Annotated in this window: 13 protein-coding genes and 1 tRNA gene; 4 read left to right on the top strand and 10 right to left on the bottom strand. The window is 63.1% G+C overall.

Annotated features, from left to right (window positions below; translation table 11 throughout):
• Positions 1-465 precede the first annotated feature (465 nt).
• Together AB4Y32_RS16920 and AB4Y32_RS16925 are read left to right on the top strand one after the other, a co-directional pair.
• Positions 466-936 carry a ribonuclease gene (locus AB4Y32_RS16920; protein WP_368722437.1) on the top strand — a complete coding sequence of 157 codons (471 nt, stop codon included), beginning with the start codon at positions 466-468 and terminating at the stop codon, positions 934-936.
• Between the two features lie 237 nt (positions 937-1,173).
• The gene (locus tag AB4Y32_RS16925) at positions 1,174-1,668 is read left to right on the top strand and encodes a DUF1643 domain-containing protein (protein ID WP_368722438.1); all 495 of its coding nucleotides are present in this window, start codon (positions 1,174-1,176) and stop codon (positions 1,666-1,668) included.
• A gap of 399 nt (positions 1,669-2,067) precedes the next feature.
• On the opposite strand, the gene AB4Y32_RS16930 is transcribed toward AB4Y32_RS16925, so the two are convergent.
• Positions 2,068-2,155, bottom strand: a tRNA-Ile gene (locus AB4Y32_RS16930).
• Between the two features lie 185 nt (positions 2,156-2,340).
• A complete protein-coding gene (gene rpoD / locus AB4Y32_RS16935) occupies positions 2,341-4,383 on the bottom strand; it encodes an RNA polymerase sigma factor RpoD (protein WP_368722439.1) in 2,043 nt (680 codons plus the stop codon).
• 61 nt (positions 4,384-4,444) lie between these two features.
• On the opposite strand from rpoD, the gene AB4Y32_RS16940 reads away from it, so the two are divergent.
• Positions 4,445-4,792, top strand: a complete 348-nt coding sequence (locus tag AB4Y32_RS16940) for a hypothetical protein (protein ID WP_368722440.1) — start codon at positions 4,445-4,447, stop codon at positions 4,790-4,792.
• Positions 4,793-4,816: 24 nt separating this feature from the next.
• Here AB4Y32_RS16940 and dnaG read toward each other — a convergent pair whose 3' ends face one another.
• The 4 genes from dnaG to AB4Y32_RS16960 all read right to left on the bottom strand — a co-directional run bounded on the left by dnaG (position 4,817) and on the right by AB4Y32_RS16960 (position 9,093).
• Entirely contained in the window at positions 4,817-6,703 is a 1,887-nt protein-coding gene (dnaG, locus tag AB4Y32_RS16945; RefSeq protein WP_368722441.1) for a DNA primase, read from the bottom strand.
• Positions 6,704-6,821: 118 nt separating this feature from the next.
• On the bottom strand, positions 6,822-7,268 hold the full coding sequence (locus AB4Y32_RS16950; protein ID WP_368722442.1) for a GatB/YqeY domain-containing protein: 447 nt from the start codon (positions 7,266-7,268) through the stop codon (positions 6,822-6,824).
• 300 nt (positions 7,269-7,568) lie between these two features.
• Positions 7,569-7,781, bottom strand: a complete 213-nt coding sequence (rpsU, locus tag AB4Y32_RS16955; protein ID WP_012403240.1) for a 30S ribosomal protein S21 — start codon at positions 7,779-7,781, stop codon at positions 7,569-7,571.
• Between the two features lie 76 nt (positions 7,782-7,857).
• Complete coding sequence (locus tag AB4Y32_RS16960; RefSeq protein WP_368722443.1) at positions 7,858-9,093, bottom strand: NAD(P)/FAD-dependent oxidoreductase; 1,236 nt, start codon at positions 9,091-9,093, stop codon at positions 7,858-7,860.
• A gap of 133 nt (positions 9,094-9,226) precedes the next feature.
• Here AB4Y32_RS16960 and tsaD point away from each other — a divergent pair, with 133 nt between their 5' ends.
• Entirely contained in the window at positions 9,227-10,252 is a 1,026-nt protein-coding gene (gene tsaD / locus AB4Y32_RS16965; protein ID WP_368722444.1) for a tRNA (adenosine(37)-N6)-threonylcarbamoyltransferase complex transferase subunit TsaD, read from the top strand.
• A 97-nt stretch (positions 10,253-10,349) separates the two neighbouring features.
• Here tsaD and folE2 read toward each other — a convergent pair whose 3' ends face one another.
• The 4 genes from folE2 to AB4Y32_RS16985 form a co-directional block, all read right to left on the bottom strand.
• Positions 10,350-11,156: a GTP cyclohydrolase FolE2 gene (folE2, locus tag AB4Y32_RS16970; RefSeq protein ID WP_368722445.1), complete on the bottom strand. Its 807-nt coding sequence runs from the start codon at positions 11,154-11,156 to the stop codon at positions 10,350-10,352.
• Between the two features lie 153 nt (positions 11,157-11,309).
• Positions 11,310-13,208 (bottom strand): 1-deoxy-D-xylulose-5-phosphate synthase, encoded by a 1,899-nt coding sequence (dxs, locus tag AB4Y32_RS16975; protein ID WP_368722446.1) that lies wholly within the window; start codon positions 13,206-13,208, stop codon positions 11,310-11,312.
• A 96-nt stretch (positions 13,209-13,304) separates the two neighbouring features.
• Positions 13,305-14,186, bottom strand: coding sequence for a polyprenyl synthetase family protein (locus AB4Y32_RS16980; protein ID WP_368722447.1), 882 nt, complete (start codon positions 14,184-14,186; stop codon positions 13,305-13,307).
• Positions 14,183-14,500: an exodeoxyribonuclease VII small subunit gene (locus AB4Y32_RS16985; RefSeq protein WP_368722448.1), complete on the bottom strand. Its 318-nt coding sequence runs from the start codon at positions 14,498-14,500 to the stop codon at positions 14,183-14,185. The genes AB4Y32_RS16980 and AB4Y32_RS16985 overlap by 4 nt, the downstream gene beginning before the upstream one ends.
• Positions 14,501-14,564: the final 64 nt, after the last annotated feature.

Genomic DNA, 14,564 nt, shown 5'->3' on the forward strand with positions numbered 1-14,564 from the left:
CGCCGCACCGGCCGGCCGACGAGCCGTTCTGAAACGACAACGGGGGCATCATCGCCCCCGTTTTACTTGATTCCTTCAACATCATTTATCTTGATCATTGCCCCATCGATTTACGTGCTCACGCTCACTCTAGCTCAACCGTTCTGATATGCGATAGACGTGACGTACGCTGTCACGGATGTCCGCTTGGTCCGGTTGTCGCTCTAGACATGGGCAAGCAAGGGAGCAATGGACCGTTCGAGGCTTCATCGTATAAATTTCCCGAAGCAACTCGACGATGAAGCGAGCCCCACTGCAATCTGCTTGATTTGCATACTTCTCGAACGCCGAGAGCCGCGCATCGGGCCCGGCTATCGAGTAAAAAAAACCCCTATTCCCGGCCGAACGTTGATTCGCTCTGCCATTAGCGATACCTTTACATCTATCCTGGTCGTCGAATTCTGGTCAACGAGGGAGAACCGTTTCGTGAAGAGAACGTTCGCTTTCTCCTGCATTGTCGCCTTGAGCGCAATCCTCGGCGGATGCGGCAAGGACGGTTCGCAAAACGTCACTGAGGCATCGGGTGCATCCGCGAGCCAGGCGCCGGGTCAGCCAGCGCAAGGCGCGAGCGGCACACCCGCCGCATCGGGCGCGCGAGGGACGGGCGCACTGGTCGCCGTCACCAGGACACAGTTGCCTGGGGAAGCCGCCGAAACGCTTCGGCTGATCAAAGCGGGCGGCCCTTTCCCTTTTAACGAGGACGGCGTCCTGTTCCGCAACAGTGCGCTCTTGCTGCCGAAGCAGCCGCGCGGCTACTACCACACATACACGGTACGCACGCCTGGCTCGACGGATCGCGGGCAGCGCCGGATCGTATGTGGTGGACCGCGCAGGCAAACCGGCGACTGCTACTACACCGACGATTACTACGCCAGTTTCAAACGCATTGCCGAATAACTTGAGCCAATGAAAACGCCCCGCGCCTATAGGAAATGCCGGGGCGTCGTGTTTTCAGCGACCGTGCAGCGACGGCACAATCAGTGGCAGAGGTAACAGCGACCGTCTTCTACCGATTCTTCCACTCATATTCGGTCGACCCGCCACACACCGCGTCTTCCTCGGCGTGAGCGCGCGCGCAAAGCCGCGTGGGATCGAAGGCCATGACGGTCCCCTATCGTTCGCAGGAGTCGTAGCATGAGCGCGATCATTAGCCCTTGCGGGCAATACCGCTACCTCCTGATGCGTCACGCCGAGTCGATGTCGCCTACGAAGTCGACTGCGCTGTTTGTGATGCTGAACCCGAGTACGGCCGATGCGACGCTCGACGATCCGACCATTCGTCGCTGCCGCGGCTTTGCAAGGCTGTGGGACTGCAATGGTCTCGCCGCAGCAAATCTCTACGCGCTGCGCTCGACTGATCCTGCCGCGCTCTGGTCGCATCCCGATCCGGTCGGCCCAGATAACGACGACTACCTGCGGAACTTAGCGCGCGAATGCGGCCTCGTGGTTTGCGCGTGGGGTTCGAATGCAAAGGCGGAACGCGCCGCACACGTCGCCAGCATCCTGACTGACGCCGGTGCTCGATTGTGGTGCCTCGGCACGACTAACGACGGTTCGCCACGTCACCCGCTTTACGTGCGCTCGGATCAGCCGCTTGTCGAATGGCCCCCGGTCGAGGCATCCCGTTAACGAGGAGATAAGGCGCGAGTCTACACCCCCGATCTTCAAGTACCGGAATCTTGAACGATGGCCGACGCCGTGCCTAATCCCCAACGAAAAAAGACGAAGGGTCGCTTTTGGATGTTTCGAATGAATGGCCCGCATGAGAGTCTCCGCGTCATCGCTCTCACGCGTTTGGCGAAGTCCTCTTTACGGTACTTTCGGGCGAAGGCGGGGACGGACAAGACGACTTCGACCGGCAACGTCCCGCAGGCCAAGAAGCAGTTCGGACACGGCTCGATCAGCATGACCGAACACTACGTTCGTAAGCGCCGAGGCGACACGGCCGGAGCGACCCGATAGAAGGAATTGCGGAACAGAGGGTTTTTTGCGGAGCGAGAAATCCGGCGCGTAATAGCCGGAATTGCTTGGTGGGCCGGGTGGGATTCGAACCCACGATGTCCTTTCGGAGGCGGATTATGAGTCCGCTGCCTGCAACCAGCACGGCGTCCGGCCCAACGATGCTTCACGACGAAGCCAGGAGGGGACCAACAAAAAGACCCGGTCTGAAGGCCGGGCCTGTTCATTGATTGGCCGACATACTACACGAAAAAAGGGCTTCCGTGATCGCTTCGCTGAACAAACGATCGGGAAGCCCCATATGCAGATCAAGTCAGCGAGCAGTCAACGAACGCACCTCGATCAGTTGCCTTCAAGGAACGACTTCAGCTTGTCCGAGCGGCTCGGGTGACGCAGCTTACGCAGCGCCTTCGCCTCGATCTGGCGAATACGCTCACGCGTCACGTCGAACTGCTTGCCGACTTCTTCCAGCGTATGGTCGGTGCTCATTTCGATACCGAAACGCATGCGCAGCACCTTCGCTTCGCGCGGCGTCAGCGAATCGAGCACGTCCTTCACCACATCGCGCATGCTCGCGTGCAGCGCGGCGTCCGACGGCGCGACCGTGTTCGTGTCCTCGATGAAATCGCCGAGATGCGAATCGTCGTCGTCGCCGATGGGCGTTTCCATCGAGATCGGCTCCTTCGCGATCTTCATGATCTTGCGGATCTTGTCTTCCGGCATCTCCATCTTCTCGGCGAGCGTTGCCGGATCGGGCTCGAGGCCCGTTTCCTGCAGAATCTGGCGCGAGATGCGGTTCATCTTGTTGATCGTTTCGATCATGTGAACCGGGATACGGATCGTGCGCGCCTGGTCCGCGATAGAGCGGGTGATGGCCTGGCGAATCCACCACGTCGCGTACGTCGAGAACTTGTAGCCGCGTCGATATTCGAACTTGTCCACCGCCTTCATCAGGCCGATGTTACCTTCCTGGATCAGATCGAGAAACTGCAGGCCGCGATTCGTGTACTTCTTCGCAATCGAGATCACGAGACGCAGGTTCGCCTCCGTCATCTCGCGCTTCGCCTGACGCGCCTTCAGTTCGCCCGCCGCCATCTGGCGGTTGGTTTCCTTCAGGTCCTTCAGCGGCAACACGACGCGCGCCTGCAAGTCGAGCAGACGTTGCTGCTGTTCGCGGATAGCGGGGACGTTACGCGACAGGATCGCGCTATACGAGTGATTCTCGGCGACGATCTTGTCGGCCCATTCGAGGTCTGTCTCGTTGCCCGGGAAACGCGCGATGAACTCAGCACGCGGCATGCCGCACTTGTCGACTACCGTATGCAGGATCTGACGCTCGACCTGGCGTACTTCGTCCACCTGCGCGCGCAGCGTGTCGCACAGACGCTCGACGGTACGCGCGGTGAAGCGGATCATCATCAGCTCGTCCTGAATGGTTTCCTGCGCCTTCAGGTAGGACTTCGACTTGTAGCCTTCCTTCTCGAACGCACGGCGCATCTTGTCGAACCATTCGCTGATCAGCGCGAATTTTTCGAGCGACAGACGCTTCAGTTCCTCGAGCTGCGCGGCGTTGGCCGTCGCTTGCGCGGCGCCATCGTCGTCTTCCTCTTCTTCGGCCTCGTCTTCTTCGGCTTCTTCGTCTTCGTTCTCGATCGCTTCGGCTTCCTGTTCGGAGAAGCCGTCCGCGTCTTCCGCGTTCGCGTCGATCAGACCGTCGACGAGTTCATCGATGCGAATCTCTTCGTTCGCGACACGCTCCGCCATCGCGAGAATATCGGCGATCGTGGTCGGGCACGCGGAGATGGCCATCACCATATGCTTCAGGCCGTCTTCGATGCGCTTCGCGATTTCGATTTCGCCTTCGCGCGTGAGCAGCTCGACGGTGCCCATCTCGCGCATGTACATACGCACCGGGTCGGTCGTGCGGCCGAATTCGGAGTCGACGGTGGAAAGCGCGACTTCCGCTTCCTCTTCCACTTCATCGTCCGAAGAAGCGTTGGGCGCGTTGTCGTTCAGCAGCAGCGTTTCGGCATCGGGCGCCTGCTCGTAGACGGCGACACCCATGTCGTTGAACGTGCTGATGATGCCTTCGATCGCCTCGGTTTCCGTGAAGTTGTCCGGAAGGTGGTCGTTGATCTCGCCATAGGTCAGGAAGCCGCGCTCCTTGCCGAGCTTGATCAGCGCGCGCAGCTTCGAGCGGCGCTCTTCAAGCTCCTCGACGGTACCAGGCTGCGAAGACGCGAACGCGTCCTTGAGCAGCGCCTTTTCCTTTGCGCGGCGGTCGCGTGCCCTGGCCTTTTCGCCTTTGCCCGGAGCGGGAGTTGCAGCTTCTTCGCTCTGGGTTGCGTCGTCATCGACGGATACTTCGTTCAGCTTTTTCGTCATGGAGTTCGCCATACCGGCTGTAGTCTCGACTGCCGGCTGCTGGACAACAGCCGGTTGAACCGTGGATACCAAAGACTCGCGGGCAGCCGCATCGTCCCGCGCGACATCCGCTTCCCTTTCGCTTCTGACTCCTTGCCGCTTCGCAACCGATGCCACCGACTTCGAAGTCACCGACGCCGCTCTCGCGGCTGAAGAGGTCGAGGCTTTCTTCCGGGCTACTGGCGTGGCGGTTTCGGCAGACGCCTTTCTGGCGGAAGAAGCCGGCCTGGCTGCGCTGACCCTGGTGGTCTTTTTCGGCTCCTCCGAGCCTTTGCCTGTCGCCCTTTTTCCGCCTGTAGTCTTTACCATTGCAATCGCCTTTTATCGCCTTTGCCTGGAAAACAAAACCGCTGAGAACCTTTTATTATAGCACCCGGGTTTCAGCCCTTCCCTTTCACTGTCCGAGCTGACGCTTCATGTCAGCGCGTTTTTTCATCAGCTCCGTCAATTCCGAAAACTCCTCAGGGGTGTGCCTCGACTGACGCGACAATTGATCCAGCCGCTCGCAATACGCGTCATAGCGCATCTTCAGAATGGCGGCCTTCAATTCCTCACCGGCGAGGCGCTCGTGCTCGCGGCGCTCGTCGGCGACCGTCGCATCCTCGGGATTCTTCAACAGCAAATCCCGGACGTTTTCATCATAGTCCAGAATTTCGCGGAAGATTTCCTCGAAGGTGGGGGCGTTCGCCCCGTTTCGCAACAGATCGGACAGCAACTGAAATTCCGCCGTGTCGCCCAGCCCGCGCGCGTGCGTCGTCACTTCCTCGAACAGTTCGCCGTGCCGCGTAACCTGTAGCAGCGCCTGCTCTTCTTCTTCGTCGAGCGCCGCGACGATGCGCGGATGCATCACCAGATTCCGCAGCGCCCGCTGCTCAATGCCCGTGACGCTGCGGCGATCCTTGCGGGCAGGCGCGCTGCGTGCTACGGCCGCGATCCGAGCATCGACTTCGCACAAAGCGGCCACTTCCTCGAACGGCACGTCGAGCCGGTTCGCGAACATGTGCATGATCTGTGCGCGCAAAGCGTTTGCGGGCAGCATCTGCAAGAGCGGCTTCGCGTCGAAGAGCGCCCGCGCGCGGCCTTCGGGCTGATCCAGCTCTTTGCCCGCCAGCACCTCGTTCAGCAGGAACTGTGACAGCGGCATCGCGCGACGCACCTGTTCCGCGAAGGCGTCGGTGCCGAATTCGCGGACGTAGCTGTCGGGATCATGCTCGGCCGGCAGGAACAGGAATCGGATCGTGCGGTTGTCGGCGGCATGCGGCAGGCATGCGTCGAGCGCGCGGCGCGCGGCGCGGCGGCCCGCCGAATCGCCGTCGAAACTGAACACGACGGTATCCGTCTGGCGCATCAGTTTCTGCACATGAATTGGCGTGCAGGCCGTGCCCAGCGTCGCAACGGCGTTCTCGAAGCCCAGCTGCGCGAGTGCAACCACGTCCATATAACCTTCGACGACCAGCACGTAGCCCTGTTCACGGATCGCGAGCCGCGCCTCGAACAGGCCATACAGCTCGCTGCCTTTGTTAAATAATGGCGTTTCGGGCGAATTCAAATATTTGGGCTCGCCGCCGTCGAGCACACGTCCGCCAAAGCCGATCACCTGGCCTTTCACGTTGCGGATCGGGAACATCACGCGTTCACGGAAGCGGTCGTAGCGCCGGTTCTGTCCCTGGGCATCCGACTTCTCGCTGACGATCACGAGGCCCGCCTCGACGAGGGTGTCGTCCCGATAGTTGGGGAATGCCGCTTCGAGGTTCTGCCAGCCGTCGGGCGCGTAGCCGAGGCCGAAGCGTTTCGCGATTTCGCCCGTCAGACCGCGCTTCTTGAGGTACTGGATCGCGTTCGGCGCGCCGCGCAACTGAGTGCGGTAGTAGTCGTTGGCCGTCTGCATCACGTCGGTCAGCGCCGTCGCCACGGCCTTCGATACGGCTGGCGCGTAGCCTTCGCCTGCCGAACCGCCGCTTCCCGAGCCGCCGCCGCGCATTGGTGCGGGCTCCTGCGGCACGGTCAGACCGACGGATTGAGCCAGCTCATTGACGGCTTCCGGGAACGACAGCCCCGCGTGCTCCATCAGAAAGCCGATGGCCGTGCCATGCGCGCCGCAGCCGAAGCAGTGATAGAACTGCTTAGTCGGACTAACGGTGAACGAAGGGCTCTTTTCGTTGTGAAACGGACAGAGTCCCATGAAGTTCGCGCCGCCCTTTTTCAACTGCACATACCGGCCGACCACGTCGACGATATCGACGCGGTTCAACAGGTCTTGCAGGAAGGAATGCGGAATCACAGTGGAGACGCGGCCTTAAAAGGAGTGAGGCAGTGGGGTAAGGCACTGGCGCGAGCCGCGCCTACCGTGCGCGCAGCCGCGAGGCAGCAGGCACGCACGGCGAAAATCAACGACTGGCTTATTTCGACAGCGCGGCCTTGACCTGTGCGGACACGGCCGTCATGTCGGCTCGGCCGGCGAGCTTCGGCTTCAGCACGCCCATCACCTTGCCCATGTCCTGCGGACCGGCGGCGCCGACCTGCGCGACGGCCGCCTGCACTTCGGCGGCGATTTCCGCGTCCGACAGCTGCTCGGGCATATAGGCACTCAGCACAGCCACTTCGGCCTGTTCCTTTTCGACGAGATCGGTGCGGCCGGCCGTTTCGAACTGGGCAATCGAGTCCTTGCGCTGCTTGATCATCTTGTCGACGACGGCCGTCACGCCGGCATCGTCCAGTTCCACGCGATCGTCGACTTCACGCTGCTTGATGGCAGCGAGCAGCAGCCGGATCGTGCCGAGGCGCTCGGTTTCGCGCGCGCGCATCGCTGCTTTCATATCGTCATTGATTCGGACCTTGAGACTCATCGTTCACCTGAATGCGTGGAGTTAAAAAAGCGGGTGAAGACGCGGTGCAGAGCGCAAAAACCCGCTTGGGATCGTTCCTCAAGCGGGTTAGTACCCGTGCTGAAACCCGGGTTGGTCCGGATACACAATGAATTCGCGCATCTGGATGAGGCCTTGCGGAACTCTGACCGAAACGGCCTGGAGCCGTTTGGGACCGTTCGAGGCCGGTTGCCGCAGCGCCGGCTCACTTGCACGCCGTCACCTTGTGTGAACCGCTGCTTTCGCGGAAACATCGGGCGAGAGCCGCGACTTCACGTTGAATCAGTAAAACTTCTTGGGCAGTTGCTGGCTGCGCAGGCGCTTGAAATGGCGCTTCACTGCAGCCGCCTTTTTCCGCTTGCGTTCTGACGTCGGCTTTTCGTAAAACTCGCGCGCACGCAGTTCGGTCAGCAGGCCGTTCTTTTCGATCGTGCGCTTGAAGCGGCGCATCGCGACTTCAAAAGGCTCGTTTTCTTTAACGCGGATAGTCGTCATCTTTCAATAACGGAGCTTGGCAAAGAAGGGAAAGTATAGCAGGTGTTTCGCACAATCATATGACGGTGTCAAGCCCTTATTTTGCGAGCGCCCGGCCATGCGTCCCGACGTATTCGGCGGCCGCCTGGCCTGCCGCCACGCCTGACGCCCACGCCCACTGGAAGTTGTAGCCGCCGAGCCAGCCCGTCACGTCGACGGCCTCCCCGATGAAGTACAGACCGGGCACGCGCGCGCTCATCATCGTCGCCGACGACAGCTCTCGCGTGTCGATGCCCCCGCGCGTCACCTCGGCTTTCTTGTACCCTTCGGTGCCGTTCGGCGTGAGCGTCCAGCGCGACAGCGCCTCGCCGACCCGCCGCAGCGACTTGTCGGGCAGATCGGCAAGACGCGCTTCGGCGGGCACGCCGTGCGTTTGCAGCCACACGTGCGCGAGGCGCGTCGGCACCCATTCGGCGAGCAGATTCGCGATCTGGCGCTTCGTCGCGCTTTTCGCCTCCAGCAGCGCCGCGACGGCGTCCTGTTCCGGCAGCAGGTTGATATGCACGGGCTCCCCCGGCTGCCAGTAGCTCGAAATCTGCAGCACGCCGGGACCGGAGAGCCCGCGATGCGTGAGCAGCAGGTCTTCGACGAACTCGCCGCCCGACTTCTTCGCGCCCGTCGCCAGATGCACTTCCAACGAGACGCCCGAAAGCTCCGAAAACGGCTGCCAGTCGGCGGAAGCAAACGTGAGCGGCACGAGAGCCGGCCGTGTATCGATCAGCTTGTGTCCGAACTGCTTCGCGAGACGATAGGCGAAATCCGTTGCGCCGATCTTCGGAATCGACAGCCCGCCCGTCGCGACGACGAGCGCACGGGCGCGGATCGGACCGGCGCGCGTGTCCAGCGTGAAGCCGTCGGAATCGGCATGGCGCGCCTCCTCGACGGCGAGCGGCCGGCGCCACGCGATGTTGCCGGCGTCGCATTCGCTCTTCAGCACGTCGATGACGGCATCGCTCGACTGGTCGCAGAACAGTTGTCCCTTGTGCTTTTCGTGCCACGTCACGCGATATTGCTTGAGCAGCGCCATGAAATCGCGCGGCGTGTAGCGCGCGAGGGCCGAGCGGCAGAAATGCGGATTCGCCGACAGATAATTCGCGGGCCCGGCGTACAGGTTCGTGAAGTTACAGCGGCCGCCGCCCGAGATACGGATTTTTTCGGCGAGCCGCGCCGCGTGGTCGATCAGGACGACGCGCCGGCCGAGCTGCCCCGCCACCGATGCGCACATCATGCCCGCCGCGCCCGCGCCGATTACGGCGATATCGAAGGATTCCATGGGGCTGCATTGTACCGGCGCGACGGGCGGCTCCGGCGCCGCAGCGCTCGCGCTGCTATACTTTCAGGCTCCTCTTTTATGGTTCGGGCGCCCTTCCCAGACGCCCCGACTGACTCCGATTGGCGTTCGAATCATGCTCGTTCTCGGCATAGAAAGCTCCTGCGACGAAACCGGCCTCGCGCTCTACGACACCGAACGCGGCCTGCTCGCGCACGCGCTGCATTCGCAGATCGCGATGCATCGCGAATACGGCGGCGTGGTGCCCGAGCTGGCATCGCGCGACCATATCCGGCGCGCGCTGCCGCTGCTCGAAGAGGTGCTGGAGCGCTCGGGTGCCGCGCGCGGCGACATCGACGCGATTGCCTACACGCAAGGCCCGGGGCTCGCGGGCGCGCTGCTGGTCGGCGCGAGCATCGCCAATTCGCTCGCGATGGCGTGGAACAAGCCGACCATCGGCATTCATCACCTGGAAGGGCATTTGCTGTCGCCGCTGCTGGTCGACGCGCCGCCGCCGTTTCCGTTCGTCGCGCTGCTCGTGTCGGGCGGCCATACGCAGTTGATGCGCGTCACGGACGTGGGCGTCTACGAGACGCTCGGCGAAACGCTCGACGACGCCGCCGGCGAAGCCTTCGACAAAACCGCGAAGCTGCTGGGCCTCGGCTATCCGGGCGGACCGGAAGTGTCGCGGCTCGCGGAATTCGGCACGCCGGGCGCGGTCGTGCTGCCGCGTCCGATGCTCCATTCGGGCGACCTCGATTTCAGCTTCAGCGGACTGAAGACAGCCGTACTGACGCATGTGAAAAAGCTCGGCAGCAATGTCTGCGAGCAGGCCAAGGCCGATCTCGCGCGCGGCTTCGTCGACGCAGCCGTCGACGTGCTGGCCACGAAGTCGCTCGCCGCGCTGAAAAAGACGAAGCTCAAGCGGCTCGTGGTGGCGGGCGGCGTCGGCGCGAACCGGCAATTGCGCGAGGCGCTGTCCGCGGCGGCGAAGAAGCGCGGCTTCGACGTGCACTACCCGGACCTGTCGCTGTGCACCGACAACGGCGCGATGATCGCGCTCGCGGGCGCGCTGCGGCTGCAACGCTGGCCCGCGCAGGCCGCCAACGATTACGCGTTTACCGTGAAGCCGCGCTGGGATCTGTCGTCGCTGGCGCGCTGAGGCGTTTTTCACACGACGCCGACAACGGCGCCGCGCACAACGTAAAACGGCCGCTCATCGCTGAGCGGCCGTTTTACGTTGAAAGCAGTGAAAGCGGTCAGGCCTTGCGCTTGTCGTTCTCGATCACGGCATACGCGCTGTGATTGTGGATCGACTCGAAGTTCTCCGCTTCGAGCACATACGCGACGATCCGCCGATCCGCGTTCAGACGTGTTGCGACGTCGCGCACCAGGTCTTCGACGAACTTCGGATTTTCATACGCGCGCTCGGTCACGAACTTCTCGTCGGGCCGCTTGAGCAAGCCCCACAGTTCGCACGACGCCTCGTCTTCGGCGATGCGGATCAGGTCCTCGACGGGCACGTCGTCGGCCAGTTCGGCGTCGATCGTCACGTGCGAGCGCTGGTTGTGCGCGCCATACTCCGAAATCTTCTTCGAGCACGGACACAAGCTCGTCACGGGCACCAGCACCTTCAGGAACAGACGCGTCGCGCCGTCGCGAGCATCGGCCGTGAGCGTCACCTCGTAGTCCAGCAGACTTTGCACGCCCGACACGGGTGCCGTCTTGTTGACGAAGTACGGAAACGACACCTGGATGCGCCCAGCTAGCGCCTCCAGCTTTTCGAGCATCGAAGCGAGCATCGCGCGGAACGCGGACGCATCGAGCGGCGCCTTGTTCTCTTCGAGCAGCGCGACGAAGCGCGACATGTGCGTACCCTTCACCTCGGCGGGCAGATGGACATCCAGATTCCACGTGCCGATGGTCGGCTGAACGTTGCCGTCCGGCGTGCGGACCGTCAACGGATGACGCACCGCCTTCACGCCGACCCGCTGAATCGGAATCTGGCGGGTGTCGACCGTGCTTTGCACGTCGGGCATCACGAAGGCGGGGTTCATCTGGTTCATGTTCTTATCCTCAACTGGCAGCTGACAGCGCGAATCGACGCGCAAAATGACAACCGCCGGCTTGCGCCGGCGGAGCCCAGCGGGCACGCGACCCGCCGATTCATATTGGAGTAGATGCAACGAGCCGCTTATTCGTTCCGGCGGCCCGCCATGTTAAGCGACGCGTTTCACCGACTTGCCGCTTGCGTGCTCCACAAATCGCTCGCGGATGGACTTCGCGATACCCGCGGCGTCGAGGCCGCACGAGGCGAGCAGCTTGGCCGGATCTCCGTGATCGATAAAGCGATCGGGAAGTCCCAATTGTAGTACGGGCCGGATAACCCCACTCTCCATCATGGCTTCCACGCACGCGGAGCCCGCGCCGCCCATGACACAGCCCTCTTCGACCGTGACGATCGCGTCGTGGCTCTCGGCCAGCTCGCGCACGAGGTCGGCGTCGAGCGGCTTCACAAAGCGCATGTTCGCGACCGTCGCGTCGAGTTGCTCCGCAGCTGCCAGCGCCGGCGCGACCATCGTGCCGAACGCAAGAATCGCGATGCGCTTGCCCGCCGGCTGCGACGTCTCGCGGCGCACTTCGCCCTTGCCGAGCGGAATCGCGGCCATCTGCTTGACCGTCGCGATGCCCGTGCCGGCGCCGCGCGGATAACGCACAGCCGTCGGGTTCCGCTGCTGAAGCGCCGTGTACAGCATCTGACGACATTCGTTTTCGTCCGATGCCGCCATCACCGTCATGTTCGGAATGCAGCGCAGGAACGCGAGGTCATAGGCGCCCGCGTGCGTCGCGCCGTCCGCGCCGACGAGGCCCGCGCGATCGATTGCGAACACAACGGGCAGATTCTGCAGCGCGACGTCGTGGATCAACTGGTCATATGCGCGTTGCAGGAACGTCGAATAGATCGCGACGACGGGCTTGAGTCCTTCCGTCGCGAGGCCGCCTGCGAACGTCACCGCGTGCTGCTCGGCGATGCCGACATCGTAGTAGCGATCCGGGAAGCGCTTCTCGAACTCGACCATGCCCGAGCCTTCGCGCATCGCGGGCGTGATGCCGACCACGCGCGAATCGAGCTCCGCCGCGTCGCACAGCCATTCGCCGAAGACCTGCGTATAGGTCTTTTTGGCGGGCGTCGTCGACGGCTTGATGCCTTCTGCCGGATTGAACTTGCCGGGACCGTGGTACAGCACGGGATCGGCCTCGGCGAGCTTGTAGCCCTGGCCTTTCTTCGTCACGACGTGCAGGAACTGCGGACCGCGCAGTTCCTTGATGTTCAGCAGCGTCGGGATCAGCGAATCGAGATCGTGGCCGTCGATCGGCCCGATGTAGTTGAAGCCGAACTCTTCGAAGAGCGTAGCCGGGACGATCATGCCCTTCGCGTGCTCTTCGAGCTTGCGTGCGAGGTCGAGCACGGGTGGCGCATGGCGCAGCACGCGTTCGACGCCCGCGCGCGCGGCAGCGTAGAAGCGGCCCGACATCAGGCGCGCGAGATGGCGATTCAGCGCGCCAACGGGCGGCGAGATCGACATGTCGTTGTCGTTGAGGATGACGAGCAGCGGCACGTCGTCTTCGACGCCGGCGTTGTTCATCGCCTCGAAGGCCATGCCCGCCGTCATCGCGCCGTCGCCGATCACGGCGATCGCGAAGCGGTCTTCGCCGCGCAGCTTGCTGCCGATCGCCATGCCGAGCGCCGCTGAAATCGACGTGCTCGAATGCGCGGTGCCGAACGTGTCGTACGGCGACTCGTCGCGGCGCGGGAAGCCCGAGATGCCGCCGAGCTGGCGCAGCGTCGACATCTGGTCGCGGCGGCCCGTGAGAATCTTGTGAGGATAGGTCTGATGACCCACATCCCAGACGATGCGGTCGCGCGGCGTGTCGAACACGTAGTGCAGCGCGATTGTCAGTTCGACCGTACCGAGGTTGGACGACAGATGGCCGCCCGTCTGCGATACGCTGTCGAGCACGAACGCACGCAACTCGTCGGCAAGCGGTTGCAACTGGCGGCGATCGAGGCGGCGCAGGTCCGCGGGGTCGTCAATGGTTTTCAGCAAGTCGTACATCGTCGTTCCATTGTAGGAAAACTTACGCGCCCGCACTTCGTTCGCGCACACCCCAGAAGTCTTGTGCGGGCGGCGGGCTTTCGCGTTACAGCCACTTCAGCTGACCCGGTTCACCACGAGATCAGCCAGCTCGGCGAGCCGCTGTGCGCGGGCGCCAAAGGGGGCAAGCGCATCGTGCGCGTCGCTGCGCAGTTGCGCAGCCAGCGCGCGCGACGCGTCGAGCCCGATGATCGACACGTAGGTCGGCTTGCCGTCCTTTGCGTCCTTGCCGGCCGTCTTGCCGAGCGTCGCGGAATCGGTCGTGACGTCGAGAATGTCGTCGACCACCTGAAACGCAAGGCCGACGGCGGCCGAATAGGCGTCGAGCGCCTGCAGCGTCTGCGCATCGGGCGTTCCGCCCGTCAGCGCACCCATCCGGACGGCCGCGCGCAGCAGTGCGCCCGTCTTCAGGCGGTGCATCGTTTCGAGCTGCGGACGCGTGAGCGTTTGTCCGACGCTCGCGAGATCGATCGCCTGACCGCCCGCCATGCCGACCGAGCCGCTCGCAAGCGCCAGTTCGCGCACCAGCGCGGCCTGCTGCGCGGGCGCGAGCACATCCGATGTCAGCGCAACGAAAGCTTGCGATTGCAGCGCGTCGCCGACCAGCAGCGCCGTCGCTTCGTCATACCTGACGTGCACGGTGGGCTTGCCGCGGCGCAGTTCGTCGTCGTCCATGCAGGGCATGTCGTCGTGAACGAGCGAATAGACGTGGATCATTTCCAGCGCCGCCGACGCCGCTTCGAGGCACTCGGCCTTCGCGTCCGTCAGCTCGCCCGCCGCATGGCACAGCAGCGGGCGCACCCGCTTGCCGCCGCCCAGCACGGCGTAGCGCATCGCTTCATGCAGCCTGGCGGGCTCGGTCGACGTCGCCGGCAAGTATTGTTCGAGTGCGCTCTCTACGCGGTCCAGCACCGAGCGCATCCATTGTTCGAATGTCATAGATCGTCTCCGCTGTCGGCAGCGGTTGTACCTGCTGTGTTCACGGGAAGCGGCTTGAGCGTCTCGCCATCCAGGACGCGCACCTGCTGCTCCACCTTTTCGAGCTGCTGCTGGCAGAATGCCACGAGCGCGGCGCCGCGCCGGTACGCTGCCAGCGACTCTTCGAGATTGAGGCTGCCGCCTTCCATCCGCCCGACGAGCCCTTCCAGCTCCGCCAGCGCCGCCTCGTAGCTCTCGGGCAGCGGCGTCTGGTCGGAACCTTCTGCGCTGGCGGGGGACAAACCCGTCGTCTCGGTCGATGCGGTCTTCGCCATGAATCGTCGCAAAATTAAAACAAGTCGAACATTCTACGGCAAAAGGAACGTTCTCGACCTGTAA

The sequence above is a fragment of the Paraburkholderia phymatum genome, from assembly GCF_040965635.1.
Taxonomy (GTDB): Bacteria; Pseudomonadota; Gammaproteobacteria; order Burkholderiales; family Burkholderiaceae; genus Paraburkholderia; species Paraburkholderia phymatum_B.